Annotated in this window: 25 protein-coding genes, 1 pseudogene and 1 riboswitch; of the genes and pseudogenes, 8 read left to right on the top strand and 18 right to left on the bottom strand. The window is 72.8% G+C overall.

The window, feature by feature from the left end; genetic code table 11:
• Positions 1–7: 7 nt before the first annotated feature.
• On the top strand, positions 8–1,483 hold the full coding sequence (locus tag Drose_RS18045; protein ID WP_260729346.1) for a glycosyltransferase family 4 protein: 1,476 nt from the start codon (positions 8–10) through the stop codon (positions 1,481–1,483).
• A 7-nt stretch (positions 1,484–1,490) separates the two neighbouring features.
• Here Drose_RS18045 and Drose_RS18050 read toward each other — a convergent pair whose 3' ends face one another.
• The 13 genes and pseudogenes from Drose_RS18050 to Drose_RS18110 all read right to left on the bottom strand — a co-directional run.
• Positions 1,491–2,111 carry a DUF2461 domain-containing protein gene (locus Drose_RS18050; protein ID WP_260729347.1) on the bottom strand — a complete coding sequence of 207 codons (621 nt, stop codon included), beginning with the start codon at positions 2,109–2,111 and terminating at the stop codon, positions 1,491–1,493.
• Between the two features lie 61 nt (positions 2,112–2,172).
• Positions 2,173–2,778 carry a MerR family transcriptional regulator gene (locus Drose_RS18055; protein WP_260729348.1) on the bottom strand — a complete coding sequence of 202 codons (606 nt, stop codon included), beginning with the start codon at positions 2,776–2,778 and terminating at the stop codon, positions 2,173–2,175.
• A 114-nt stretch (positions 2,779–2,892) separates the two neighbouring features.
• Positions 2,893–3,357 (bottom strand): bifunctional nuclease family protein, encoded by a 465-nt coding sequence (locus Drose_RS18060; protein ID WP_259865241.1) that lies wholly within the window; start codon positions 3,355–3,357, stop codon positions 2,893–2,895.
• Positions 3,358–3,516: 159 nt separating this feature from the next.
• Positions 3,517–4,155: a transcriptional regulator FtsR gene (ftsR, locus tag Drose_RS18065; RefSeq protein WP_260729743.1), complete on the bottom strand. Its 639-nt coding sequence runs from the start codon at positions 4,153–4,155 to the stop codon at positions 3,517–3,519.
• Positions 4,156–4,231: 76 nt separating this feature from the next.
• Positions 4,232–4,672, bottom strand: a complete 441-nt coding sequence (odhI, locus tag Drose_RS18070) for an oxoglutarate dehydrogenase inhibitor Odhl (RefSeq protein ID WP_190250201.1) — start codon at positions 4,670–4,672, stop codon at positions 4,232–4,234.
• Between the two features lie 185 nt (positions 4,673–4,857).
• A complete protein-coding gene (gcvH, locus tag Drose_RS18075) occupies positions 4,858–5,241 on the bottom strand; it encodes a glycine cleavage system protein GcvH (protein WP_260729349.1) in 384 nt (127 codons plus the stop codon).
• 14 nt (positions 5,242–5,255) lie between these two features.
• Positions 5,256–6,062: a DUF881 domain-containing protein gene (locus tag Drose_RS18080; RefSeq protein WP_260729350.1), complete on the bottom strand. Its 807-nt coding sequence runs from the start codon at positions 6,060–6,062 to the stop codon at positions 5,256–5,258.
• Positions 6,059–6,391, bottom strand: a complete 333-nt coding sequence (locus Drose_RS18085; RefSeq protein WP_260729351.1) for a small basic family protein — start codon at positions 6,389–6,391, stop codon at positions 6,059–6,061. Before Drose_RS18085 ends, Drose_RS18080 begins: the two co-directional genes overlap by 4 nt.
• Positions 6,388–7,215: a DUF881 domain-containing protein gene (locus Drose_RS18090; protein WP_260729352.1), complete on the bottom strand. Its 828-nt coding sequence runs from the start codon at positions 7,213–7,215 to the stop codon at positions 6,388–6,390. The genes Drose_RS18085 and Drose_RS18090 overlap by 4 nt, the downstream gene beginning before the upstream one ends.
• On the bottom strand, positions 7,212–7,808 hold the full coding sequence (locus tag Drose_RS18095; protein WP_260729353.1) for a CDP-alcohol phosphatidyltransferase family protein: 597 nt from the start codon (positions 7,806–7,808) through the stop codon (positions 7,212–7,214). The genes Drose_RS18090 and Drose_RS18095 overlap by 4 nt, the downstream gene beginning before the upstream one ends.
• Before the next feature lie 136 nt (positions 7,809–7,944).
• Positions 7,945–8,547: a class I SAM-dependent methyltransferase gene (locus Drose_RS18100; protein ID WP_260729354.1), complete on the bottom strand. Its 603-nt coding sequence runs from the start codon at positions 8,545–8,547 to the stop codon at positions 7,945–7,947.
• A complete protein-coding gene (locus Drose_RS18105; protein WP_390891443.1) occupies positions 8,540–9,313 on the bottom strand; it encodes a nucleotidyltransferase domain-containing protein in 774 nt (257 codons plus the stop codon). Before Drose_RS18105 ends, Drose_RS18100 begins: the two co-directional genes overlap by 8 nt.
• Positions 9,314–9,379: 66 nt before the next feature.
• Positions 9,380–10,033, bottom strand: a pseudogene (locus tag Drose_RS18110) (nucleotidyltransferase domain-containing protein); the annotation flags it as partial.
• Between the two features lie 33 nt (positions 10,034–10,066).
• Positions 10,067–10,189, top strand: a riboswitch (glycine riboswitch).
• Between the two features lie 75 nt (positions 10,190–10,264).
• Between Drose_RS18110 and gcvP the strand changes: the two are divergent.
• Complete coding sequence (gcvP, locus tag Drose_RS18115) at positions 10,265–13,099, top strand: aminomethyl-transferring glycine dehydrogenase (protein WP_390891405.1); 2,835 nt, start codon at positions 10,265–10,267, stop codon at positions 13,097–13,099.
• 43 nt (positions 13,100–13,142) lie between these two features.
• On the opposite strand, the gene Drose_RS18120 is transcribed toward gcvP, so the two are convergent.
• Positions 13,143–13,352 carry a DUF5999 family protein gene (locus tag Drose_RS18120; protein WP_260729356.1) on the bottom strand — a complete coding sequence of 70 codons (210 nt, stop codon included), beginning with the start codon at positions 13,350–13,352 and terminating at the stop codon, positions 13,143–13,145.
• A gap of 132 nt (positions 13,353–13,484) precedes the next feature.
• Between Drose_RS18120 and Drose_RS18125 the strand changes: the two genes are divergently transcribed.
• The gene (locus tag Drose_RS18125) at positions 13,485–14,723 is read left to right on the top strand and encodes a chorismate-binding protein (RefSeq protein WP_260729357.1); all 1,239 of its coding nucleotides are present in this window, start codon (positions 13,485–13,487) and stop codon (positions 14,721–14,723) included.
• Here the strand turns inward: Drose_RS18125 and Drose_RS18130 are convergent.
• Complete coding sequence (locus Drose_RS18130) at positions 14,698–15,354, bottom strand: hypothetical protein (protein WP_260729358.1); 657 nt, start codon at positions 15,352–15,354, stop codon at positions 14,698–14,700. The genes Drose_RS18125 and Drose_RS18130 overlap by 26 nt on opposite strands.
• A 143-nt stretch (positions 15,355–15,497) precedes the next feature.
• On the opposite strand from Drose_RS18130, the gene Drose_RS18135 reads away from it, so the two are divergent.
• Positions 15,498–16,736 (top strand): MFS transporter, encoded by a 1,239-nt coding sequence (locus Drose_RS18135; RefSeq protein ID WP_260729359.1) that lies wholly within the window; start codon positions 15,498–15,500, stop codon positions 16,734–16,736.
• A 29-nt stretch (positions 16,737–16,765) separates the two neighbouring features.
• Here Drose_RS18135 and Drose_RS18140 read toward each other — a convergent pair whose 3' ends face one another.
• Together Drose_RS18140 and Drose_RS18145 are read right to left on the bottom strand one after the other, a co-directional pair.
• Positions 16,766–18,808 carry a prolyl oligopeptidase family serine peptidase gene (locus tag Drose_RS18140; RefSeq protein ID WP_260729360.1) on the bottom strand — a complete coding sequence of 681 codons (2,043 nt, stop codon included), beginning with the start codon at positions 18,806–18,808 and terminating at the stop codon, positions 16,766–16,768.
• A 4-nt stretch (positions 18,809–18,812) separates the two neighbouring features.
• Positions 18,813–21,074 carry a putative bifunctional diguanylate cyclase/phosphodiesterase gene (locus Drose_RS18145; RefSeq protein WP_260729361.1) on the bottom strand — a complete coding sequence of 754 codons (2,262 nt, stop codon included), beginning with the start codon at positions 21,072–21,074 and terminating at the stop codon, positions 18,813–18,815.
• 142 nt (positions 21,075–21,216) lie between these two features.
• On the opposite strand from Drose_RS18145, the gene Drose_RS18150 reads away from it, so the two are divergent.
• The gene (locus Drose_RS18150) at positions 21,217–21,945 is read left to right on the top strand and encodes a TetR/AcrR family transcriptional regulator (protein WP_260729362.1); all 729 of its coding nucleotides are present in this window, start codon (positions 21,217–21,219) and stop codon (positions 21,943–21,945) included.
• 110 nt (positions 21,946–22,055) lie between these two features.
• Here Drose_RS18150 and Drose_RS18155 read toward each other — a convergent pair whose 3' ends face one another.
• Complete coding sequence (locus tag Drose_RS18155) at positions 22,056–22,865, bottom strand: serine hydrolase domain-containing protein (RefSeq protein WP_260729363.1); 810 nt, start codon at positions 22,863–22,865, stop codon at positions 22,056–22,058.
• A gap of 308 nt (positions 22,866–23,173) precedes the next feature.
• On the opposite strand from Drose_RS18155, the gene Drose_RS18160 reads away from it, so the two are divergent.
• Genes Drose_RS18160 through Drose_RS18170 form a run of 3 tightly spaced genes read left to right on the top strand, consistent with a single transcriptional unit; the run spans position 23,174 to position 25,931 of the window.
• Entirely contained in the window at positions 23,174–23,710 is a 537-nt protein-coding gene (locus Drose_RS18160; RefSeq protein WP_260729364.1) for a PadR family transcriptional regulator, read from the top strand.
• The gene (locus tag Drose_RS18165; RefSeq protein ID WP_260729365.1) at positions 23,707–24,405 is read left to right on the top strand and encodes an ABC transporter ATP-binding protein; all 699 of its coding nucleotides are present in this window, start codon (positions 23,707–23,709) and stop codon (positions 24,403–24,405) included. The genes Drose_RS18160 and Drose_RS18165 overlap by 4 nt, the downstream gene beginning before the upstream one ends.
• Positions 24,402–25,931, top strand: coding sequence for an FtsX-like permease family protein (locus Drose_RS18170; protein ID WP_260729366.1), 1,530 nt, complete (start codon positions 24,402–24,404; stop codon positions 25,929–25,931). Before Drose_RS18165 ends, Drose_RS18170 begins: the two co-directional genes overlap by 4 nt.
• Positions 25,932–26,310: the final 379 nt, after the last annotated feature.

Raw genomic sequence — 26,310 nt, forward strand, 5'->3', positions numbered from 1 at the left:
ATCCGCAATGCGCGTGTTGATGATCGCCTGGGAGTGTCCATCCATCGAGCCGACAGGGCGGATCGCCGCTCTCTCCGCCGCGCTGGTCGCGGCGGGACATGAGGTCACCGTCGCGACGCGCCACTGCGGCGGGCCGGACACCGTCGTCGACGGTGTGCGCGTCGTCCACGCCCCGGCCGCGCCGGGCGCGACCGACGACCCCGACCTCAGTCACACCATGGCGGTCAACCACCTCCTCGCCGACACGGCGATCCGCACCGCGCCCGCCGGCGGCTACGAGGTGATCCACGCGCACGGCTGGCTCGTCACCCACGCCGCCGTCACCCTCAAGGAGCACTTCGGCGTCCCGTTCGTCGCCTCGCTGCAGGCCACCGAGGCCGGCCGCCACCAGGGGTACCTCCCGGGCGAGACCAGCCGCTCGGTGCACTCCGTCGAGTGGTGGCTCGGCTCCGAGGCCTGCCGGGTGATCGTGCCGACCGAATACCTTCGCTGGGAGGTCGAGCACCTCTTCGACGTCCCCGCCGAGCGGGTCGACGTCGTGCCCAACGGCATCGACCCGGAGGCCTGGACCGCGGAGCCCCGCGCCGTGCTCTCGGCCCGCCTGCGGTTCGCGGGTGAGGGGCCGCTGCTGGTGTACGCCGGGCGCCTCGTCGCCGAGAAGGGCGTCCAGGACCTCCTGGCGGCGCTGCCCGCGATCCGCGAGCGGCACCCCGGCACCCGCGCCGTCGTGGCCGGTGACGGCGACCAGCGCGGCGCGCTGATCGAGGAGGCGCGCCGGCTCAAGCTGCACCGCGCGGTGAGCTTCCCCGGCCGGCTCGACCAGCGCACGCTCGCCGCCGTCCTGGCCGCCGCGGACGCGTTCGTGATGCCCAGCCGGTACGAACCCACCGGCACCGTCGCCCTGGAGGCGGCCGCGTCCGGCGCGGCCCTCGTGGTGGCCTCGGCCGGCGGGCTCGCCTCGATCGTCGAGCACGGCATCACCGGTGTCCGGTTCCCCGTCGGGGAGCCCGACGGCCTCGCCGACGCGGTGGATGCCCTGCTCCAGGACCCGCTGTTCGCCCAGACCCTCGCCACCCGCGCCCGGCAGATGGTCCGCGACCGGCACTCCTGGCACGCGATCGCGGCCCGGACCGCGGCGATCTACGGCGCCGCCGTCGACGAGGCCCCGGCCTTCGAGGCCCGGCGCGCCGCCACCGTCCTCGGCGGCGGCCTGCCGGTGGTGTTCGTCCCGCCGGGCAACCTGCTCGCCGACGCGCCCGCCGTCCCGGTCGCCGCGCCGCGCCGCGCCGTGTCCGACGCCGAGACGGAGGCCGCGCAGGAGGCGGCGTGGCAGGCCGGCGCGGACGCGGCCCGGGCCGCGATGCGCGCCGAGGGCCACCTGTGGACCGAGGCGGCCGCCCGCGAGGCCGCCGAACGGGACGTGGTCGCCCGCGCCGCCACCGACCAGTTCGACGTCGTCATGGCGGCCGTCGAACGGCGCTAGCCGGGTGCTAGCCGGTGTGCGCCTCGAGCCACTCCTGGAGCGGGGCGCAGGTCCGGTAGAACCGCTCCAGGTGCCCCTTGGCCTTCGCCGTGCCCAGCCACGGCGCCAGGGGGAACTGGTGCCAGGCGACCAGGCCCTTGAGCCGCAGGAGGTCGGCCCGCGGGTGCTCCTTGTCGAAGCCCCGCGGGACCGACTTGAGCTGGTCGTGTGACGTGATCGAGTAGTGCTTCCCGGTCAGGTCGTCGACGATCTTCCGCAGCGCCTCGCCGCTGCTGTCGTCGGCGACCGCCTGGCGGAACCGGGCCAGCCGCGGCGCGTCCATCAGGTAGGCGCCGATGCCCGCCGCCAGGCCCTGCGCGGTCAACTGGACGTAGCCCCCGCGCTCGAACGTCGCCGCGCACGAGGTCTTGTACGGCGACTTGTCGGCGCTGAACCGCACGTCCCGATACGGACGGAAGATCTTCGCCGGGCCGAACTCCGGCTCCAGCTCGGCGAGCAGCTCGGTCATCGGCCCGCGCACCAGCTCGTCGTAGACCGCCTTGTGCGCGGTCCAGTACGTCTTCGAGTTGTCCGCCTCGAGCCCCTCGTAGAACTCGAGCGCCTCGACCTTCCAGCCGCGGAATGCCATGCGCGCAGCCTATCGACCCGCGGCTGACCGGCCCGTATCGGCGCGCGGCACGCCGGTCGGCTCAGCCCGCCCGGCGGCGGGCTCGGCGCAGGGCCAGCTCGTCGCCCGTGTCGGGGAACTCGTCCGGGGTGGCCGGGAGGTCTTCGCCGGGGGTGGCGGTCTCGGCCGGGAGGTGGGACAGGGTGCCCTCGATCTCCTTGAACGCGCCGGAGATCGCGATGCCGAAGACGCCCTGGCCGCCCTGGAGCAGGTCGACGACCTCTTCCGGGGAGCGGCACTCGTAGACCGTGGTCCCGTCGGAGATGAGCGTGATGCCGGCCAGGTCGCCGACGCCGCGGGAGCGCAGGGTTTCGATCGCCTTGCGGATGTTCTGCAGCGACACGCCGGCGTCCAGGAGGCGCTTCACGACCTTGAGGACGACGATGTCACGGAACGAGTAGAGGCGCTGGCTGCCGGAGCCGGCGGCGTCGCGGACGCTGGGGACCACGAGGCCCGTCCGGGCCCAGTAGTCGAGCTGGCGGTAGCTGATACCGGCAGCGTGGCAGGCCGTCGGCCCGCGATAGCCGACGTCGTCGGCGTCGACACGGCTGCCGGACGTCACCTGTCCGGCATCGGCGGCCTGTTCGGCGGCATGACCGGATATCCCGGGATCGGGCGGCTGTTGCATTGCGACCCACCTCCAGCGTCAACACCCGCAACCCTATAGCGCACCTTGAGGGTCTGCGGGGAGGTAATGCCGCGACACGCCGCGTGATTTCCCACCAGGTGGCGCGGGGCGCGATCAGCCCGCGAAGTCCTCCGGACGGACCTGCTCCAGGAACTCGCGGAACTTCTCGACCTCGTCCTCCTGCTCGTCCGGGATGACGATGGCGGCCTCGGTGAGGACCTGGTCCGCGCAGCGGATCGGGGCGCCGACCCGCAGCGCCAGCGCTATCGAGTCACTCGGACGGGCGGAGACCCGCACGTTGTCGCCGATGACCAGCTCCGCGTAGAAGATGTTGTCGCGCATCTCCACGATCTCGACGGCGCGCAGCGGCGCTTTCAGGGCCGCCAGCATGTCCCGCATGAGATCGTGGGTGAGCGGCCGGGCGGGCTTGACCCCCTGCTGCTCATAGGCGATCGCGGTCGCCTCCACCGCACCGATCCAGATCGGCAGGTAGCGGTCGCCGTCGACCTCCTTGAGCAACACGATGGGCTGATTGGTAGGCAGCTCCACACGAACCCCGACCACATTCAGCTCTCGCACTGCCGCCTCCGTGTCGACTTGCCTCTCCCTGCACGTTACACGGACCGGGCGGCAGTCGTGCCACTCGCGAGGCCGCTCCGATGCGCCCAGTGGCGAAGATCGCCCGCCGTCCGGCCGGTGTTCACCGGCTTCCCCGCCGGACTTCACGCCACCAATGGGTCATTTGCCCAGGATTTCGCGGAGCCCGGCGCGGACCAGCGCGGCATGCACCCGCTGGGTGAGCGCGGCGAGCTCGTGGACCGTGTCGGCGGCCCGGGCCCGGCCCGCCGGCCCGCTCTGCCGGGTCAGCGGCGCGACGAGCTGGTTGAACAGGCCGATCTCGCGGTCGGCGGCGGCCCGGTAGGCCCGGAGGTGCCGGGGCTCGACGCCGAACTCGGCGAGCCGGGCCGCGGCCGTGGCGACCTCGAGCGCGTCGGCGTCGTAGCCGTTGCGGGCCCGGATGAGGCCGTGCTCCTCCAGGGACTTGAGCAGCACGTCGTCGACGCCGGACCGCTCCAGCAACTCGTCGCGGGTGAGGCGCACGTCGACCGCGGGCGCGGCCGGCTGCGGCGCGACCTCGGTGAGCGGCTCCCGCATCGTCGCCAGGTGCTCACGAATCACCCGCAGGGGGAGATACTGGTCGCGCTGCGCGGTCAGGACATAGCGCAGCCGGGCGACGTCGGTCCAGGTGTACTTGCGGTAGCCGGCCGGCGTGCGGCGCGGCTCGACGAGGCCTTCCGCCTCCAGGAACCGCAGCTTCGAGATGGTGATGTCGGGGAAGTCGCCGCGCAACTGCCCGAGCACCTCACCGATGCTCATGAGACGCTCGCCCCGGGTGACCTCGTCACCCGGGGTCGCATGATTCCAGGCGGCCGCCGACGCCCCTGTCATCGCCTCAGCTCTCGTCGGGGCGCGGTCCTGCCACGAATACGAGGCGGAACTTGCCGATCTGGACCTCATCGCCATTGCTCAGCGTCGCCGCCTCGACCCGCTCGCGGTTGACGTAGGTGCCGTTGAGGCTGCCCACGTCGCGAACCGTGAACGTGCCGCCCTCGCGGTGGAACTCGGCGTGCCGCCGGGAGACGGTGACGTCGTCGAGGAAGATGTCACTGTCGGGGTGGCGGCCGCTCGTCGTCACGTCGTGGTCGAGCAGGAACCGGGCGCCGGCGTTGGGCCCGCGGCGGACCGCGAGGAGCGCGGTGCCCGGTGGCAGGGAGCCCGACACGCGGGTGGGCACCACGTCGGTGTCCGGCCCCTCGATGGCATCCTCAATGGCGCCAAGGTTGAGCGTGGACGTGACGTCGAGCGGGGGAAACTCGTCGTCTGGGCGCGTCATCGAACCACCTCACGGTCGGTCTTCACGGGTGTCTTCCGATGCGACAGGGGGTGTGCGCGCGGCCGGCTGCCGCGGCACCGATGTCAAGAACACATACGGTTGACTGAGCGAGCCTAGTCACGCCCGAAATATCGGGTCAACCGGACGCGCGGTCGCCGCCCACCGTATTCCCTGTCACTTGCCACTTACGCTGCTTCGGTCAGCTCGCGATAGGCGGCCGCGTCGAGCAGGCCGTCGACCGCGGACGGGTCGTCGGCCTTGAGCCGCACGAGCCAGCCGTCGCCGTACGGATCCGAGTTGAGCAGCTCGGGCGTGCTCTCCAGGGCCGCGTTCACGGCCACGACCTCACCGGAGACCGGCGCGTAGATCTCCGAGACGCTCTTGGTCGACTCGATCTCGCCGAACGAGTCGCCGGCCTTGACCGTGGCGCCCACCTCGGGAAGCTGGACGAAGACGATGTCGCCGAGCGCGTCCTGGGCGAAATGGGTGATGCCGACCTTGAAGGCGCCCGCATCGGCGGGTGCGAGCCACTCGTGCTCGGCCGTGTAACGCAGATCCTCGGGAATCACGTCGGTCCTTCTTCTCAGGCGGGCTTCGCGTATCTCAACTCACCGGCATTGTGCAACGCGGTCACGTGCACCGGATCCGCTTCGCGCAGGGAAACCGTACCGCCGTGCTGCCGGACGCTGTCCACGACCCCTCCCGGGATGTTCAGCGCCGTCCGCATGGTGTCAGGTCCGCCGATGACCATGATCGTATACGGTGCGGTGAGATTCGACCCGTCGACCACCAGCCGGCCGTCGTCCCCGTCGACGAAGTACGTCGACGCGACGATCCGCACCGCTGCGCCGTTGGCGCCGTTGACCTGCATCGCCTCGGCTCCGGCACCGCGCAGTTCCTGCACCGCGTCGAGGATCGTCTCGGACTTGATCCGCTCGGTGCCGGGTGTGAAGCCGATCTCCAGCCCGGGCCCTTCCGCGGGCCGGGTCCCGGCGAGGATGCCCAGCTCGTCGGCGCGCTTGCGGGCCTCGGCGAGGGCGGCGTCGCGGCTCTGGGCGCCGGAGTCGAGCTGGCGGCGGGTCTCCTCGAGGTCGTTGATCTCGCGCCGGAGGCGGTCCTGCTGGGCGTCGAGATCGGACAGGATGCGGACCAGGTCCTCGGGGCGGGCGGAGGTGAGCTCGGCGTCGGAGTCGCTCGCCTTGAACTGCACGACGAGCGCGAACCCCAGCAGGGCCAGCAGCGCCGCGATGACGACGTCGGCGGGGACCGCCCGCCCGCGCGATCTCGGCGTGGCGGTCCCCGAGGTCGCCGGCGGGTCCGACTCGTCCGGGACCGCGCCGCCGAGATCGCGCGGGTGCCGGGGGCCCGGCGGCGGCGGGGTGGCGGTCATGCGCGGAACAGGTGCCGGCGGATGGCGGCCACGTTGCCGAAGATGCGCACGCCCAGGACGACCACGACGCCGGTCGAGAGCTGACCGCCCACGCCCAGTTGGTCGCCGAGATAGACGATGAGCCCCGCCACCAGCACGTTCGACACGAACGAGACGACGAACTGCTTGTCGTCGAAGATGCCGTCCAGCTTGGCGCGCACCCCGCCGAACACCGCGTCGAGCGCCGCCACCACGGCGATCGGCAGGTACGGCTGCAGGCCGAGCGGGACCGTGGGCTCCAGGAAGATGCCGGCCGCCACCCCGATGGCGAGGGCGATTACGGCGATCATCGGGGACCTCCAGAGGGAGACGGGGACGGCGGACGGGCGTACCGCAGCGGCGGCTCGGGTGCGGCGGCCAGCACCAGGCCCGTGCGTTTCTTCACGCTGAACTGCATGCGGTACGAGTCGACGTACCGCTTGAACCGCTTGGCCGTCGGCGACTTCTCGAACGTGGCGGCGAGCTCGCCCGGCCCGATGGCGGCCACCTCGTACGGGCTGGTGACGGGCTTGAAGTCGACCAGGATCACGCCGCCGGCGGCGCGGATCGTGCTGGTCGAGGTGAGCCGCTGGCCGTTGATCGCGATCGCCTCGGCGCCGCTCAGCCACAGCCCGTTGGCGATGTCCTGGAGGTCCCGGTCGAGGACCAGGCCGAGGTTCTCCTCGTCGGTCTCGCCGGTGACCGGGTCGACCTTCGGCGGTGCGTCGACGACCCGGACGACCGCACCGTCCCCGGTGACCCTGCCGGTGCCGGCGCCGGCGGCCAGCCGGCGGAGGTGGCCGGCACTGTCGCTGTCCGCGAGCGCGTCGTCACGCGCCTGGTCGACCTGCGCGCGCAACGCTTCGGCGCGCCGCTGCAGGTCGTCGGTGGTTTTCTGGCGCGACCGCAGGTCGGCGACCAGGTCGGCCCGGGCCCGGCCGGCGCTCGGCGCCTCGGCGACCACCTGGTGGTAGGCCACCGCGAGCAGGAACCCCGTCGCGGCGAGTACCACCGCCCGCGCCCAGCGGCCCCACCTGGCGGGCGGCTCGCCGGACGCGGCCGCGGCCGCGTATCCGGGATCGAGTGGTGCGCGGAACAGCTCGGCCAGCAGGTCGTCGCGGCGAGCCGAGGTCACGGTGCGTCGGCGGCTTCCGCGCGACCGGCCCGCACGTGCGTCCCGGCCTGGACGAAGTAGAAGACGGCCGCCAGCCAGTACAGGACGATGCCCCACCACAGCAGGGCCCAGCCGCTCGGCTCCGCCCAGGGCCGGGCCGCCTCGCTGTACTTCGCGAGCAGCATCATCGGGAAGCCCATGAGCAGGACGGCGGTGGCCGTCTTGCCGACGTAGTGCACCGGCGGCGGTCCGTGGCCGAGGATCCGCAGCACGACCAGGCACAACACCATGACGGCCTCACGGGCGAGCAGCGCGATCGTGAACCACCACGGCACGACGTTCTCGTACGTCAGCGCGAAGAGGGTCGCCAGGATGTACAGCCGGTCGGCGAGCGGGTCGAGCAGCTCGCCGAGGCGGCTGACCTGCTTGAGGCGCCGCGCGGCGAACCCGTCGACCCAGTCGCTCAGCCCGCCGACGACGAGCACGCCGATCGCCCAGCCGGTCGCGTCGGTGGCGAGGAAGAGATACATGAACAGGGGCACGCCGAGCAGGCGCGCGAAGCTGATGAGATTGGGGACGGTCAGGACGGGCCCGAGCCCCTGCCGGTCCACCACGCTCACTTCCCCCCGGCTCGCAGGTAACCGGGGGAATGCTAGCAGCACGGCAGGGTGACTCCGTGGAGGCGCAGCGGCCGCCGGAGCACCCGGCCCGATGGCGTACGGCGCAACGAGGTCCGCGGCGCCGGCGCCGTCAGGCCGGCCCGTGGAGCAGCGCGAGCGTGAGGTCGCCGGCGTCCGGGTGGTACGAGTGGTCGAGCACCCAGTGGTCGGTGATCGCCGACGCGATCCGTGCCATCGTCGCCGGGTCGACGTAGAGCTCGTCGTCCGCCCGCGCGTCCGCCGGGCGGGCCGCGCTCAGGAACGTCGCCGCGGCGGCCCGCGTGGAACTGTCGTACATGGTCTCCAGGATGTCCAGGTGGTAGCCGGGGTCGTCCGGATCCCGGAACTGGAAGATGCCGCTGGCGAAGACGTAGTCGTAGGCGCGTCGCGGGCGGAAGCCGGGGCCGGCCGGCTCGACGTGCGGCACGCCGCGGCCCGTCGCCAGTTCGACCATGCGCGGGTCGAGGTCCACGCCGGTGTAGTCGAAGGGCAGGCCGAGCGTGCGCAGGTGGAAGTAGAGATCGGCGGGGCCGCAACCCCAGTCCAGGACGGAGCCGCCGGCGAAGGCGGTGGTGCGCAGCAGGGCGTCGAAGCGGATCCGCTGCAGCTCGGCACTGCCCCAGCCGGCGACCTTCCAGGTCGGGCCGGTGAGACCGGCGTGGAACGCGAGGATCGCGGATGACCGGTCAGCCATGGCCGAGACGGGTCCGGATGAGCAGCGCGTCGAGGGCCTTGCCGGCCGACGGCGCCGCCGGCAGGCGTGCGGCGGCGCGGGCGGACTCCAGCGTGCCGGTCAGCGCCCGCACGTCGGCGGCCAGCCGCTCGCGGGACACCAGGCCCTCCGGCAGGAGGCGGTGCTCGCCGGCCCGCTTCGCCTCGATCAGGTCGGGGAGGTAGGGCAGGGAGGCGAGCACGCGCAGGTCGGCCTGGATCTCGCCGGTGCGCATGAGGTGGATGCCGGTGTGCAGGACCCGCAGCGTGTAGAGGGCCGGTTTGAGCTCGCCGGTCCGCTGGAACAGCTCCCACTGGCCGGCGGCGAAGCCGAGGTAGTGCCGGGCGTGTTGCGAGGTCCGGCAGTGGCGCGACAGGGCGGTCAGCTCCTCGTGCAGCGGCGAGGTGCGCACGACCAGCGGGGAGAGGAGCTGCTCCAGGACGTAGCCGTTGGGCTTCAGCAACAGCCGGATGAACTTCGCCAGCTCCTGACTGACGACGTCGAGCTCGACGCCGGCACGCTCGCCGCCGACCTGGAGGGTGTCCGGGCCGGTGTGCAGGCCGACGACCGCGCCGAGCGGCAGCACGTGGCAGGAGCGCAGGTCGAGGTCGGAGTCGACGGAGGAGAAGCCGTAGAGGTGCGCGCCGCTGACGGTGGCGAACACGACCGGGTAGGGCAGCTCACCGACGACGTCGTCCGCCCACTCGGGCACGTCCGCCGCCCGGACGGCCGGGGGAGTGCCGACCACGGCGGGGGAGGACGCCGGCGGGAAGGCCGGCGGCGGGAGGCCGGCCCCGCACAGCGCGTCCCGGCGGCGGGCCTCCACCAGGAACGCGTCCACCGTGGCCCGGTCCGGCTCCTCCGGGAGGGTGGTCGTGGCCGCCGCCGACCCGAGGTCCTCCTCCAGGGACGCCGCCAGCTCACCGAACGACTCCCAGGACAGCTCGCCCCGGCGGATGGCGAGCAGCTCGCCGCGCCACGGGCTGACGTCGACCAGGACCTCACCCGTGCGCAGGACGTGGGCGCCGGCGCGCAGCAGCCGCGCCATGTGCATCGCCTGCTTCCAGCGGATCTCGCCGGTGCGCGCCCGGACCGACCGCAGTTTCGCGAGCTGGCTGCGGGCGTAGTCACCGTACGTGACGGCGGTCCGGCGGGACAGGAACGCGCCGCGGATGGCCAGCAGGTCGCGGCCCGCCTCGGCGACCGCCTCGACGAGCGGGGACCACAGGCACTCCAGCACCGTCGGGTTGGCGGCCAGCGCCAGCGAGCAGGCCCGCTCCAGCTCCCAGAAGAGCTGCTCGGGCAGGGGACCGTCGACGTGTGTGGGCGGTTTGTCCAGGTGCCAGTAGGACCCCGTCGGCGCCTGGAACACCCCCCGGCGGTCGGTGTCCGACCGCGGGCCGGCCAGCCCGTAGGCCCGGGAGCCGACGATCGCCGAATAGATCGTGTGCGACGCCACGATGGTCAGATCATGCACAGTTGGTAGATTAGGCACGCCGGCAATACCCACGCGGGAGAGATCGCCGGCCGGGCCGGCGACCACCGGCGCGGCCACGAGCAACGGCGGCGCCGAAGGGGCAAATCCTCCCCGGAACCTCTCAGGCAGAAGGACCGCGACGGGTTGGCACCTCTGGAGTCTGGCGACAGAGGGGGAGGAGCTTCACACGGCCCCCTGTCCTCGACCCAGAAGAGTGTGGCTATGACGACCTTCGCCAGCCGGCACATCGGACCGTCCGCCGACGAGCAGGCGCGCATGCTCAAGACTGTCGGCTACGAGTCCGTCGAAGACCTGATGACCGCGGCGATCCCCGGCTCGATCCGGTGGCACAAGCCGCTCAACCTCCCCCTGGCGGCGTCCGAGGCCGAGGTGCTGGCCGAGCTGCGCGCCCTCGCGTCGGCGAACCGCACGCTGGTGTCGATGATCGGCCTCGGCTACCACGGCACGCACACGCCACCGGTGATCCTGCGCAACGTGCTCGAGGACCCGTCGTGGTACACGGCCTACACGCCGTACCAGCCCGAGATCAGCCAGGGCCGGCTCGAGGCGCTGCTCAACTTCCAGACCGTCGTCGCCGACCTCACCGGCCTGCCCGTGTCCGGCGCCTCGCTGCTCGACGAGGCCACCGCCGCGGCCGAGGCGATGACCCTGGCCCGTCGCTCGTCGAAAGTGAAGTCCGACGTCTACGTCGTCGACGCCGACGTGCTGCCGCAGACCCTCGCCGTCGTCCGGACCCGGGCCGAGCCGCTGGGCATCGAGGTCCGGGTCGTCGACGTCACCGCGGAGGAGCTGCCGGCGGAGTTCTTCGGGCTCCACCTGCAGTATCCGGGGGCGTCCGGCGCCGTCCGGGACCACGAGGCGCTCGTCCGCGCCGCCCACGACCGGGGCGCGATCGTCACCATGGCCGCCGACCTGCTCGCGCTGTGCCTGTTGCGGGAGCCGGGCGCGATCGGCGCCGACGTCGCCGTCGGCAGCGCGCAGCGCTTCGGCGTGCCGATGGGCTTCGGCGGGCCGCACGCCGGGTACATCTCGGTCCGCCAGGGCCTCGAGCGCACCCTGCCGGGGCGGCTCGTGGGCGTCTCGAAGGACGCCGGCGGCGCCCCCGCGTACCGCCTGGCCCTCCAGACCCGCGAGCAGCACATCCGCCGGGAGAAGGCCACCTCGAACATCTGCACCGCGCAGGTCCTGCTCGCCGTCGTCGCGAGCATGTACGCGGTGTACCACGGGCCCGACGGCCTGGCCGGGATCGCGGCCCGCACCCACGACATGGCCGTGCGGCTCGCGGCGGGGCTGCGCGCCGGCGGGGTGACCACCGAGCACCGCGCGTTCTTCGACACCGTCACCGCCGTGGTGCCCGGCCGGGCCGAGGAGATCGTGGCGACGGCCGCCGCCCGCGGGGTCAACCTGCGCCTCGTCGACGCCGACCGCGTCGGCATCGCCTGCGACGAGACGACCACGTTCAGCCACCTCCGGGACGTGCTCGCCGCGTTCGGGCTGTCCCACGTCGACGTGACCGCCCTCGACACCGCCGACGCGGTGCCGGCCGGCCTGCGCCGCACGTCGGACTTCCTGACCCACCCGGTGTTCTCCAGCCACCGTTCGGAGACGGCGATGCTGCGCTACCTGCGGCGCCTCTCCGACAAGGACTACGCGCTCGACCGCGGCATGATCCCGCTGGGTTCGTGCACGATGAAGCTCAACGCGACCGCCGAGATGGAGCCGATCACCTGGCCCGAGTTCGCCAACGTGCACCCCTTCGCGCCGGCGGCGCAGACCCAGGGGTACCGCCGGCTCATCAGTGATCTGGAGCGCTGGCTGGCGGAGGTGACCGGATACGACGCGGTGAGCCTCCAGCCCAACGCCGGTTCGCAGGGTGAGCTCGCCGGGTTGCTGGCGATCCGGGCGTACCACCGGGAGCGCGGCGACACGGGACGGGACGTCTGCCTGATCCCGTCCAGCGCGCACGGCACCAACGCGGCGAGCGCGGTCATGGCCGGCATGCGGGTGGCCGTCGTCGCCTGCGACGACCAGGGCAACGTCGACCTCGGTGACCTGGACCGGAAGATCGAGCAGCACGCGGGCCGGCTCGCCGCGATCATGGTCACGTACCCGTCGACCCACGGCGTGTACGAGGAGGGCATCTCGGCCCTGTGCGACAAGGTCCACCGGGCCGGCGGTCAGGTCTACGTCGACGGCGCGAACCTCAACGCGCTGCTCGGGTACGCCAAGCCCGGCCAGTTCGGCGCCGACGTGTCGCACCTGAACCTGCACAAGACGTTCTGCATCCCGCACGGCGGCGGCGGCCCCGGCGTCGGGCCGGTCGCGGTGCGCCGGCACCTCGCGAAGTACCTGCCGTCCCACCCGTTCCTGGCGGCCGACGCGCCGGTCGGCCCGGTGTCGGCGGCGCCGTGGGGCTCGGCCGGGATCCTGCCGATCCCGTGGGCGTACCTGCGGCTGATGGGCCCCGACGGCCTGACGAGGGCGACGGCGACGGCGGTGCTGGCGGCGAACTACGTCGCGGCCCGGCTGCGCGAGCACTACCCGGTGCTGTACAGCGGCAGCGCGCACCTCGTCGCGCACGAGTGCATCCTCGACCTGCGCGGGATCACCAAGGCGACCGGCGTGACGGTGGCGGACGTGGCGAAGCGGCTCATCGACTACGGCTTCCACGCCCCGACGATGTCGTTCCCGGTGTCGGGGACGCTGATGGTGGAGCCGACCGAGAGTGAGGACCTGGCGGAGCTCGACCGGTTCTGCGACGCGATGATCGCGATCCGGGAGGAGATCGACCGGGTCGGGACGGGAGCGTGGCCGGCGGACGACAATCCGCTCGTCAACGCGCCGCACACGGCGGCGGTGGTCACGGCCGACGAGTGGGGGCACGCGTACCCGAGGTCGGTGGCGGCCTACCCGGGTCGCAACGCCGACGAGGACCGCTCGGCGAAGTACTGGCCGCCGGTGCGGCGGATCGACGACAGCTACGGCGACCGGAACCTGGTCTGCGCGTGTCCGCCGGCATCGGCCTACGAGGAGTAGCGGCTACGCTGCGTGGCAGCCTGACCACTACGCACCGTAGTGGTCAGGCCGCATTGACCAGCGTGTGCGGCGCGGGGCCGCGATGGGGCTCGATCACCCTGCAATCGGGCAAAAGCTCACCGGTGTCCTCGAAAACGATCACGCCATTGCACAGGAGGCTCCATCCCTGCTCGGGGAAGAAGGCGGTGACGCGGGCGGCATCGCGGTCGGTGTCGTCGGCCGAGGGGCAGGCTGGCTGGTGCTGGCAAAGCATCGGGGGTCTCCGATTGAGAGGTTCAGTTGGGGTCTGTGTGGTTCTTCACATGACCAGTGATGCACGCTACTACGCCCAACGACACGATTCCGCACACGTTACGACACATTCTCGGGATAATCCACCGTTCGTATGAGCACACCAGGACCGGTCGTCGGGTGCCGGCTCGGGTCGTTGGATCTTCTTCCGCCCCGGGTGCCGGCGGCATGTCGTACCCAGATCTGGGAGCGCTCCCGACTGGAGTGGCGTTGCCACGAGGGCGGCGATCCCCTTCGATTGCTCTGCGAGTTTCTGTCGTCGCACGGAGTGCCGGTGGGCGACCTCTCGACATCACCCAGGGTGATCGATTCCTCGGTATGTGGCGCCGCCGTGCTCCTGTCGCCACCCTCTGTGAAGGCGTCACCGACGACCACCGTGCCGGCGCTGGTGGCCGTCGTCTACGAGCACGGCCCGCGGCGGGCACCCGACGCCGACGGGCCCGCCCGCCCGGTGCCGGGCCCGTGGCGGGGAAGCTTGCCGGGAAGCGGGACCGGAAGCTTGCCGGGAAGCTGGACGGGAAGCTGGACGGACGCGCAGCACGCCCGCGCGGTCGAGGAGGTGCGGGCCGCGATCGCCCGCGGCGACGTGTACGTGGTGAACCTCGTCGGCCACGCCAGCGCCCCCTTCGCGGGCGACCCCCGGGCCGCCCTGGCGAGGGTCGCGGCCCTCCCCGGGGCACGCTACGGCGGCGTCCTGCGCGGGGACGGGTGGTGGGTCGCCTCGGCCTCACCCGAGACGCTGGTCGAGGTCTCCGGCGGGCGCGCCGTCACCCGGCCCATCAAGGGCACCCGGCCGGCCACCGCCGAGGGGCGGGCCGAGCTGCTCGCGTCGGCGAAGGAGCGCGCCGAGCACGTCATGATCGTCGACCTCGAGCGGAACGATCTCGGCCGGGTCGCCCGCGTCGGCTCGGTCCGCGTCGACGAGCTGTTCGCGATCCGCCGCTGGTCCGGTCTCTGGCAGGCCGAGTCGACCGTCAGCGCCCGCCTGGCCGGCGGGGTGGGCCTCGCCGAGCTGCTCCGCGCCGTCTGGCCCGGCGGCTCGGTCACCGGCGCGCCCAAGCTGGCCGCGATCGAGGTCGCCACCCGGCTCGAGCCCGTCGGCCGGGGGCCGAGCATGGGGGCGTTCGGCTGGATCGGGCACGGGCCCGGCGGGGCGCTCACGGTGGACCTCGGGCTCACCATCCGTACCGTCGCCATCGCCGGCGGCCGGGCACACGTGTGGGCCGGCGGGGGCATCGTCTGGGACAGCGACCCGCAGGCCGAGGTCGCCGAGGCGGCGGCGAAGGCGGCCCCGGTGAAGGCCGCCCTCAGTGGTGGTCGCGGCGAAGCGTGATCCGGTTCGCGCGCGACGACGGCGTCAGGACCCCGGTGAAGTACGCGAATAGCGTGCAGGTCAGCGGGGCGTCGTCGGCGCTGACGCGGTGCGCGGTCACGCGCGGCGAGTCCCAGTGGACCCGTGGCAGCTCGTCGCTCGGGCCGAAACACGCGTCGAGCTCCGACCGGGTGAGCGCCGGGCCGGCGAAGGAGATCTCCACCGTCGACAGCCCGGCACACGCGTTCATGTAGATCTGCAACGACGTCGTGCCGGGCGGGCTGGGCTGCACGAACAGTTGCCCGAACTCGTCCTGCGTCGGCGCGGGCAGCCCGAGCAGGGCCGCCACCTCCGCCGCGTGTTCGGTCGTCACGCCGCAGATCAGCCGGGCCCACGTCCGCAGCAGGTCGGTCGTCACCGGCCGGCCCACGAGGTCGAGCAGATGCGACGGCACCGGCGGGCGCTGCCATACCTGCGGCCAGTCGTCGAGGTCGGCCAGCTCGGCGCCGTCGACGAGGAGCGTGTAGAGCGGCGCCACCGGGAAGTCGTTGACGCGAACGGTCAGCACGCGCCCGTCGACCTCGGCGTGGTACGGGAACTCACCGTCGCCCGAGCGCTGCCACCGGATCGGGATGGCGGTCAGGTCGCTCATGGCCGAGTCCTGTCGATCATGGCTTGGATCCTCAAGACGGCAAAACGGTCGCCGACAGCGTATGACGTGTCCGCAAACCCACACTTGACCGCGGTCACAGTCGGCACACATCGGGGAGGCGGAGCGATAGCGTCGAGGGCGTCATGCGCCGCTATCTCATGTGGACCATCGGACTCGTCGCGTACGTTCTCGCCGTCTTCCACCGCTCCTCCCTCGGCGTCGCCGGGGTCGCGGCCACCGATCGGTTCGGTGTCGGCACGGCTCTGCTGGCCATGCTCTCCGTGGCCCAGCTCGCCGTCTACGCGGGCATGCAGATCCCCGTCGGCGTCCTGCTGGACCGGTTCGGCTCACGCCGGCTGCTCGTCGCCGGGGGCCTGCTCATGGTCGGGGGCCAGGTGCTGTTCGCGTCCGCGGACCACATCGGCCCGGCGATCGCGGCGCGGGTGCTGATCGGCGTCGGTGACGCGATGACGTTCATCAGCGTGCTGCGGATCGTCGCCATGTGGTTCCCGCCGTCCAGCAACGCGCTGATGGTCCAGCTCACCGGCATGATCGGGCAGCTCGGCGCGCTGTGCTCGGCCGTGCCGCTGGTGTTCCTGCTCAGGAACGCGGGCTGGCCGGCGACGTTCCTCGCCGCTGCCGGACTGGGGGCGGTGGCGGTGGCGCTCGTCGTCGGCGCGCTCAAGGACAGCCCCGACCCGGCGGCGGCGCCGGAGCGGCGCGACCTCGGCCTGCGCCACTCGTGGGCGCACCCCGGCACCCGGCTGGGCCTGTGGACCCACTTCGTCACCCAGTTCTCCGGCGGCGTGTTCGCGCTGCTGTGGGGTTACCCGTTCCTCACCCAGGGTGAAGGGCTCGCCCCGGCGACGGCGGCCCTGCTGCTGTCGCTGCTGACCGTCGGCGGCATCGTCATGGGCCCGCTGATCGGCCACTTCTGCGGCCGGCTCCCGTATCATCGCTCGACCCTCGTCCTCGGCATCGTCGGCAGCTCGGCGGCCGCGTGGACGGCCGTGCTGCTGTGGCCCGGCCGCGCCCCGCTGTGGCTGCTCACGCTGCTCGTGCTGGTGCTGACGGTCAACGGCCCGGGCTCGATGATCGGCTTCGACTACGCCCGCTCGTTCAACCCGGCGGCCCGCCTCGGCGGCGCGACGGGCATCGTGAACGTGGGCGGCTTCGTGGCGTCGATCGTGCTGATCGTCGCCATCGGCGTGGTGCTCGACGTCCTCACCCCCGCGGGTGCGGCCAACTCGTCGCTGGGCGCCTTCAAGGTGGCCTTCGCGGCGCAGTACCTGTTGTGGGCCTTCGGTGCGGCCCAGGTCTACCGCTACCGCCGGACCACGCGCCGCGTGGTCAGTGACGGGCCGGTCCTCCGCCTGGCCTGACCGGCCCGTCCCCGCGCACCGTGCGCCCGTCAGGAGTCCGGCGCCAGGGTGCGCCACAGGAACTCGAACGCCAGCGCCCACTTGAAGGCTAGCTGGGCGTTGTCCGCCGCGCCGCCGTGGCCGCCCTCGATGTTCTCGTAGTACGTCACGTCCTTGCCGTGCTCGCGCAGCGACGCCACCATCTTGCGCGCGTGACCGGGGTGGACGCGATCGTCGCGGGTCGAGGTCGTGATGAGCGTCGGCGGATACGGCACCGCCGCCCGCACGTTCTGATACGGCGAGAACAGCCGCAGGTACGCCCAGTCCGAGGGATTGTCCGGGTCACCGTACTCCGCCATCCACGACGCGCCGGCGAGCAGCAGGTGGTAGCGCTTCATGTCGAGCAGCGGCACCGCGCAGACGATCGCGCCGAAGAGCTCCGGGTAGCGGGTCAGCATCACACCCATGAGCAGGCCGCCGTTGGAGCCGCCCTCGATGCCGAGCTGTTCGCGGGTCGTGACGCCCCGCTCGACCAGGTCGGCGGCGACGGCGGCGAAGTCCTCGTAGGCGCGCGGGCGCTGCTCGCGCAGCGCCGACCGGTGCCACTGCGGACCGTACTCCCCGCCGCCGCGGATGTTCGCCACGACATACGTGCCGCCCCGGGCCAGCCAACCGCGGCCGATGATGGAGTTGTACGTGGGGACGCGCGAGACCTCGAACCCGCCGTACCCGCTGAGCAGGGTCGGGCCGGGTCCGGCGCCGGGCCGCCCGACGACGAAGTAGGGGATCTGCGTGCCGTCGGCCGACGTGGCGAAGAACTGCTGCGTGGTGAGCCCTTCGGCGGGGAAGTACGCCGGGCTCTGCTTGAGGACCGTGGGCCCGTCACCGCCGAGCACCCCGTGCCGCAGCGTCGGCGGTAGCGTGAAGCCGCTGGAGAGCAGCAGGTACTGCTCGTCGGTGTCGGCGTTGGTGTCCCACACGTCGGTCTGGCCGAGCTCGCTGCCGAGGACCGTGCGGTGCCACTCGCCGTCCGCGCCGTACGACAACAGCTCCAGGCGGCTCCGCACGTCCGCGAGCAGCACGAGGATCAGCCCCGTGCGGGTCCACTGGCTGTAGCTCAGCGACGTGTGCGGGTCGGGCGTGAACAGCGGGGTCAGGTCGCGCGAACCGGCGAGGTACGTGTCGAGCCGGGCGATGAGCAGCGAACCGGCCGCGTAGGTGGTGTCCGCGACGGTCCAGTCGGTGCGCACCCGGATGAGCAGCCACTCCCGGTGCACCTCGACGCCCGCGTCGTCGGGCACGTCGAGTTCGGTCAGCTCGCCGTCGACGAGGAGGTGCCGCCGGGCGTGGAAGAAGTCGACGGCCTGCCGGATGATCGCCCGCCGGCCGCCGGAGGACACGTCGGTCGTCGCCCGCACCGAGACGTCGTCGGCCGAGCCCTCGAAGACCAGTTCGGCGTCGGTGACCGGGGTGCCCCGGCGCCACCGCCGGACCTGCCGCGGGTAGCCGGAGGAGGTCATCGATCCCGGGCCGGTGTCCGTGCCGACGAAGATGTGGTCCTCGTCGATCCAGCTCACGTCGCTCTTCGCCTCGGGCAGGGTGAAGCCGTCGGCCACGAACCCCAGCCGTCGCAGGTCGAACTCGCGCACGACCGCCGCGTCGGCGCCGCCACGCGACAGGGCGATCAGGGCCCGGTGCTCACCGGCGAGCGGGCCGGTGCGCAGGAAGTCGACGCCCTGCCACACCCAGTTCTCGCCTTCGGCGGCGGCGAGCGCGTCGAGGTCGAGGACCGTCTCCCAGTGCGGCTCGTCGCCGCGGTAGTCGTCGAGGGTGGTGCGCCGCCACAGCCCGCGCGGGTGGTGCGTGTCCTTCCACAGGTTGTAGACCCGGTCCCCGTGCCAGGCGACGAGCGGGATGCGGTCGTCGGCGTCGAGCACTGCCTGGATGCCGTCGCGCAGCTCCGCGAAGCGATCACCGCCGGTCAGCGCCTCGACGGTTTCGGCGTTGCGCTCGCGGACCCACGCCAGGGCTTCGGTGCCCTCGACCGCTTCCAGCCACAGGTATGCGTCGTCCCGGGTGATCGTTTCCGTCATCAGCTCAGTCTGACCGAGCGGCGACCCGTTCGCCCACCCCGCCCAGTGACCAGCGCGCCGCGAACTCGGCCGGCGGAACGGCCTTGCCCCACAGCCAGCCCTGCGCGAGCGGCACCCCGAGGGTGACGAGCACGTCGCGCTGGGCCTCGGTCTCGACGCCCTCGGCGACGACCGACAGGCGCAGCGCGCTGCTCATCGCCACCACGGCCCGGACGATCTCCTCGTCCTCGGTGCTCGTGCCGAGGCCCTTGACGAACGAGCGGTCGATCTTCACTCCGGTGACGGGATGGCGGCGCAGGTAGCCCAGCGCCGAGAAGCCGGTGCCGAAGTCGTCGACGGAGATCCGCACGCCGAGCGCGCGCAGCTCGACGAGCACCCGTTCGGTCAGCTCGCTGCCCTCGACCATCACCGACTCGGTGATCTCCAGGACCAGGTTGGTGGCCGGCACCCCGGCCTGCCGCAGCACCGCCGCGAGCCGCTCGGCGAACGCCGCGTCGCCGAGCTGGCGCGGCGACACGTTGACCGACATCCAGAAGTTGTCGTCGACCACCCCGTCGGCCCGCCACCGGGCCAGTTGCCGCACCGACTCCCGCAGCACCCAGGAGCCCAGCGCCGAGATGAGGTTGGAGTCCTCGGCGACGGCGATGAACACGTTCGGCTCGAGCCAGCCGCGCACCGGGTGCTCCCAGCGCACGAGCGCCTCGACGCCGGCGGGCCGGCCGGCCGGCAGCTCGACGATCGGCTGGTACGAGATGCTGAGCTGCTCCTGGGCGACCGCCGCGCGGAGCGCGACCTCGATCTCAACGCGCTCGCGGACGGCGTCGCGCATGGAGGCGTCGAACACCTTCCAGCGGTTACGGCCCTCCTCCTTCGCGCGGTACATCGCCGTGTCCGCGTCGCGCATGAGCGCGTCGGCCTGCTCCTGCCGGTCGGCGCGGACGATGCCCATCGACGCGCCGACGACCACCTCCGCGGTCGCCCCCTCGGCGGCGACGACGACCAGGGGGCGCTCGACGCACTCCATGATCTTCCGGGCGTCGGCCATCGCCTCCGGCTCGGTGCAGCGCCGGACGACGACGAACTCGTCGCCGCCGACCCGGGCGATGGTCGCGGTGCCGGGCAGCGCGTCCCGCAACCGGGCGCCGACGTCGATGATGAGCTGGTCGCCGACCGGGTGCCCCCACGAGTCGTTGACGAGCTTGAAGCCGTCGAGGTCGAGGTAGAACACCCAGACGTCGCCGGGTGCCCGCTCGGCGAGCAGGCGCTCGATCATGCTGCCGAGCAGCCGCCGATTGGGCAGGCCGGTCAGCGGGTCGTGGGTCGCCTGGTGCTCGAAGCGGCGCTGTGCGGCCGCGTGGCTCTGCACCGCGTCGGAGGCGCGCACCAGCAGCAGCGCGACGATCGCCGCGCCGCCGAGGCCCAGGATGAGCCGGGACGCGGTCGACTCGTGCGCGAGCAGCACGGTGAGCAGGAACGGCACGGCCACCGCCGGCCCGATGAGCAGCATCCGCGGCAGCGACCACGCCTGGATCGGCAGCGGCGTGGCCAGGCTCAGGCCCTTGGCCGTCGGGTGCAGCGCGGCGGCGCCGCCGAGCGTGAACGCGAGCAGGAACGGCAGGTCCATCAGGCGGGAGCCGTTGACCTCGCCGCTGCGCCCGATGATCGCGTAGCCCAGGTCGCCGGCGAACACCAGGACCATCATGCCGCCGAGCAGCACGAAGGCCGGCTGGCGGACCGCGGTGGTGAACGCCAGGTTGGCCACCAGCAGCACGGTGATGGTGTCCAGCAACGGGTACAGCCCGGCGAGCGCCGTGACGACCAGTGGCCGGTCCGGGATCGTCGCGGCGGGCATGACGAACAGCAGCAGCGACGCGACCACGCTGCTGATGCAGACGATCAGGCCGTCGAGCAGGGCGTGCCGGTCCATGCCCCAGCGGTTGAGGAACGACACCAGGCCGGCGATGAAGAACCCGAATCCGCAGACCGAGAAGGCGTCGCCGAACTGCGCCTGGGGCGCCGGCAGGTCGACCAGGAGCGCGCGGAGGAGGATCCCGGCGAGGAAGAACAGCCCGGCGGCGGTGAGCAGCCGCCACGGCCGCCGGGGACGCACGTCGTGCAGCCGCGGCCCGCACGCCCAGGCGGTCACGCAGCCGACGCCGACGACGGTGAAGGCCAGGCGGGGCAGCACGCCGGCGGCGTAGGACACGGTCGCGGCGCCGCCCAGCGCGAGATACGTCAACCACAGCCGGTCGCGGCGCCAGGTCACCCGCCACCCCCAGCCTGCTCGCGTTTCGCACTCCATCGGCCGTACCGCGAACCACCTTAGGGTTTCCAGGTGGTCAGACCCACGGCAAGTTTGTGCGTCACGCGAATATTTGCGTGTCGCGCAGATTTGGTATTCTCGTGGCATGGGCCTCCGCGAGCGCAAGAAGCGGGCCACCCGGCAGGCGCTCGCGCTCGCCGCGCTGCGGCTCGCCGTCGAGCGCGGCTTCGACCGGGTGCTCGTCGAGGACATCGCCGCCGACGTCGGCGTCTCCCCGCGCACGTTCAACAACTACTTCGGCAGCAAGGCCGAGGCGATCTGCGCGCTGGCCGTCCACCGCTCCGAGCGCGTCGGCGACGCCCTGCGCGCCCGGCCCGCCGACGAGCCGCTGTGGACCGCGATCACGGAGGCGGTGCTCGCCGAGTTCGGCGCGGGCACCGTCCCCGAGGAGGTGCCGGACCGCGTGTGGATCGCCGGCCTGCGGCTGGTCGTCACCACCCCGGCGATCCAGGGGGAGTACCTGCGCGCGCAGGCCGCGACCCAGGCCGCGCTGGCCGCGGCGATCCGCGAGCGGCTCGGTGTTCAGGTCTCCTCCGGCGTTCAGCTCTCCTCCGGTGGTGAGGTCTCCTCCGGTGTTCAGCTCTCCTCCGGTGTTCAGCTCTCCTCCGGTGCTCAGGTCTCCTCCGGTGCTCAGGTCTCCTCCGGTGAGTGCGTCGACGACCTCGTGCCCGACGTGCTCGGCGGCGCGGTCGCCGCCGCGTACGGCGTCGCGATGCAGCGGTGGCTGTGGGCCGACCCGCCGGAACCGTTCGGCGCGCTCCTGCGCCGGGCCCTCGACCGGCTCTCGGCCCACATCGCGCCGCAGGCGAGGTGACGAGCACCGCGCTGCGCCGGCCTGGGCCGCGGACCGACGACGGTGGCGCGCGCCCGGCTGCTGTCCCGGCTCGGTGACCCCGCCGGCCGGTGCCGGAGCCGCGCGGAGACCTATCCTGCGTGATGCTCCGCGAGCACCGCGTCGGACAGGGCCGGCCAGGCCTCCGCGGCCCAGTCGCCGAAGTCGCGGTCGGTCAGGCAGCCGACGGCGAGCCGCGCCCGCGGGTCGACCCACAGGAACGTGCCGGTGCGGCCGAAGTGACCGAAGGTCGCCGGGGAGTTGCGCGAGCCGGTCCAGTGGGGCTGCTTGCCGTCGCGGATCTCGAAGCCGAGGCCCCAGTCGTTCGGATCCTGACGGCCGAAGCCGGGCAGGACGCCGGAGACGCCCGGGAACTGTACCGTCGCGGCCTCCGTCATCAGGTCGGGCGCGAGGGTGGGGTCGAGCAGTTCCTGGCCGAGCAGCGCGAGGTCGGAGGCCGGGCCGATCGCGCCGGCCGCGGGGGAGCCCGCCAGCCGGGTGCCGCCCATGCCGAGCGGGCGCAGCACCGACTCGGTCATCAGTTCGGCGAACGTGCCCCCGGTGCGGGTCAGCACGAAGTCGGCGAGCATCTCGAAGCCGCGGTTGGAGTACACCCGCTTGCGCCCGGGGGCCGCCATCCGCGAGTCGTCGTCGAAGGCGACCCCCGAGGTGTGTGCCAGCAGATGCCGGACGGTGGCGCCCTCGGGGCCCGCCGGCTCGTCCAGCGTGACGTCGCCGCGGTCGACGGCCACCAGTACCGTCAACGCGGTCAGCAGCTTGGTGACCGACGCCCACGGCAACGCCACGTCCGGCCCGGTGCGGTCGCGGACGCCTTTCGCGTCCACGACCACAACCGCTGCGGTTTCCACGGGCCAGGTGCCGACGATGTCGAGTGCGCTCACACTCTCGAACCTACGGCACGCCGTTACGGCACGCCGTTCAGGAAGGGCTCCTGGGCGGTCATGAACTCCCCGGTTGTGGTACCGGCCCCAGTTGATCGACCAGCTCATGAGCCCCCGGAACGCGGGCGTAGGCGTCGGTGGTCACGAGAACGCCGGGACCAGCGTGGCTGCGGCGCCGACGGCGATGACGACGCGTTCCATGGACGGACCTCCATGGACGGTGATCGCCATTATTACGTTTGTTAACTATTTCTGTCCACAGGGCGGCGGCTTGACGGCCACTATGCATTCGATGAATAGTGGTCCTCGTGTTCGCACCGCTCGTGCTGCTCGGCCTGCTCGCGGCCGGTCCCCGGCACGGATACGACCTGAAACGCGCCTATGACCGCACCCTGCCGCGCGCCAAGCCGCTGGGCTTCGGCCAGGTGTACGCGACGCTGGGCCGCCTGGAGCGGGACGGCCTCGTCGTCCGGTCGGGCCACGAGCGCGACGGTGGCCCCGACCGCACCGTGTATGCGCTGACCGACGACGGGCACGTCCGGCTCACCGAATGGCTGGGGACCGTCGAGGAGCCGGCGCCGCACGTCGCGAGCACACTGCTGGCCAAGGTCGTCGTCGCGCTGCTGGCCGCCGGGCCGGAGCAGGCGCTGGCATACCTCGCCGCACAGCGCAAGGCGCATGCCGCGCGGCTGCGCGGGCTCACCCGTACCAAGGCCGAACCCGGCGCCACCATCGGCGACGTCATCGCGGCCGACTACGCCATCGCCCACCTCGACGCCGATCTCACCTGGCTCGCCGCCACGATCGAGCGCGTCGCCCGTCAGCAACCGGAGGAACCGTCATGATCCTCTCCGCGCGTGGGGTGGTCCGTTCGTACGGGCCGACCCCCGCCGTCCGCGGTGTCACGCTCGACGTCGCGGAGGGCGAGATCCTCGCCGTCACCGGGCCCAGCGGCTGCGGCAAGTCGACGCTGCTGCACTGCCTCGCCGGCATCATCCGGCCCGACGCGGGCGAGGTGACGTACCGTGACCAGCGCGTCGACCTCATGTCCGAGGCGGCCCGCTCACGGCTGCGACGCACCGAGTTCGGCGTCCTGTTCCAGTTCGGTCAGCTCGTGGCCGAACTGACCGCGGCGGAGAACGTCGCGCTCCCGCTGCTGCTCGCCGGCACGGGGCGGCGAGCAGCGCGCACGGCGGCGCTGGCCTGGCTCGACCGGGCCGGCGTCGCCGACGTCGCCGACCAGCGCCCCGGGCAGATGTCCGGCGGCCAGCAGCAGCGGGTCGCGATGGCCCGCGCGCTCGTCACCGAGCCGCGGATCGTGTTCGCCGACGAGCCGACCGGCGCGCTCGACACGCTCGCCGGCGAGCAGGTCCTCGGCCAGCTCGTCCGGGTCGCCCACGAGCACCGCACCGCCGTGGTGCTGGTCACGCACGAGGCGCGCGTCGCCGGCCACGCGGACCGGGAGCTCGTCCTGCGTGACGGCGCGCTCGACGACAGCGGACTCGGCATCGCCGTGCCCACCGGCAGGCACGGCCGGTGAGCCCGCTGACCCTGCTGCGCCTCGGCCTGGCCGGCACCCGCGTCGACGGCGTCCGGGTGTCGCTCACCGCGCTCAGCTCCGCCTTCGGCGCACTGGCCGTCCTCGCGGCGCTCAACGTCCTCGCGATCGGCCGGCGCGTGCCCGCCGGCGTCCTCGCCGAGCAGTACAGCAACGCGGTCCTCCGCGAGCCCGGCCTGCGCTCCGGCGTCGTCACGACGCTGATGCTCGTCACCATCCCGGTCTTCGCGCTCGCCGGCCAGTGCGTCCGCCTGGGTGCGCCGGCCCGCGACCGGCGGCTCGCCGCGATCCGCCTCGCGGGTGCCACACCGCGTCAGGCGGTCACCGTGGCCTCGGCGGAGACGGCCGTCGCGGGTCTCCTCGGCTCGCTCGCCGGTCTCGCCGGGTACCTCGTCGGCCACGCCCTGCTGCACCGGCCCGACGCCACCGGCAGGCTGCCGTTGCCCACCGACATCTTCCCGCCGGCCTGGCAGATGGTCGCCGGCGCGCTCGCGATCCCGGTCGTCGCCGCGGTCGCGGCCGCCATCGCCATGCGCCGGGTGCTCATCAGCCCGCTGGGGGTGGTCCGCAAGGCCCGCCGCGAGCGGCCGCCGGCACTCTGGGCCGGGCTGGTCATCATGCTCGGCGTCGCCTGCCTCGCCGTGGTCGGCCCGTTCATGCGGCTGGCGGACCAGGACAAGGCGAAGTGGATCACGTCGACGTATCCGATCCTGATGTACGCCGGGGCGGCCCTCACCGGGCTCGGCATCGTGCTCGGCACGGCCTGGGTGTCGTACACCGCCGGGCGCGTCCTGCACCGCTTCGCCCGCCGCCCCGCGACGCTGCTGGCCGCCCGCCGGTTGACGGCCGACCCGTGGAACGGCTCCCGCACCCTGGCGGTCCTGCTCATCTGCGTGCTGTTCGCCGCCGGCACGGCCTGGTTCCGCGCGTGGTTCGAGACCGACGGCCTGGCCCAGCGGCGGTACCAGGAACTGACCAACCCCGGCATGCCGCCGTCCGTCGATCCGTTCTACCTGCGCACGATGGACCTGGTGGACGTGGCGGTCCTCGCCGGCATCGTCCTGACAAGCTTGGGCATGCTGGTGGCGATGGGCGACAGCATCGTCAGCCGGCGGCGGGCCTACGCCTCGCTGGTGGCGACGGGTGTGCCACGGTCGGTCCTGGCCCGATCCATCCTCTGGCAGGCGGTGGTCCCAGCAGTCCCGGCGATCCTGGCGGCGTTGGCGATCGGTGTGGGTGTGGTGCACGGTTTGAGGTCGGAGGTATCGTATGGAGGCTTTGAGAGTTCGAGGTGCACGGGCACCGAGACCCAGTGCGCCGCGAATCCGATGGACGAGTCGTTGTGGACGTCGACGCGCACGCCGGAGGTGCACCTCCCGATCCCGATCCCGTGGGACGATCTGGCCCGGGACGGCGGCCTGGCTCTGGCCGCGGTGCTGCTGACGGTGGCGATAGGCCTACTGTTCCTGCGGTCGAGCACAGATCTGGACGAAATCCGCACCACGTAGCGCCGGTTTCGACCTGGTGAGCGATATCGTCGTTCAACGTTCCTCGACCACGAGTCGCCCCCGCCGGCCGACGGGATCCCGCCCCCAACTCCTCCACCGGCGTCCCAGCCCCGACGCGGCGTTGCCTGGCGCGTCTCAGCCCCGCACCTGTCCCGGCCCTGGCTCGTCCTGGCCGGGCGTCCGTTCCGGGCCCCGCACGTGTCCCGGCCCTGGGGCGCGTCCCGGCCGGGCGTCCGGTCCGGGCCCGCACGTGTCTCAGCGCCGGGTACGTCCCGGCCCTGGGGCGTGCCCCGGCCTTGGGCGCGTTCCGGCCGGGCGTCCGGTCCGGGCCCGCGTGTGTCAGCCCCGGGCGCGTCCCGGCCCTGGGCGCGTCCCGGCT

It is taken from the genome of Dactylosporangium roseum, from assembly GCF_025264685.1.
GTDB classification, from domain to species: Bacteria; Actinomycetota; Actinomycetes; order Mycobacteriales; family Micromonosporaceae; genus Dactylosporangium; species Dactylosporangium roseum.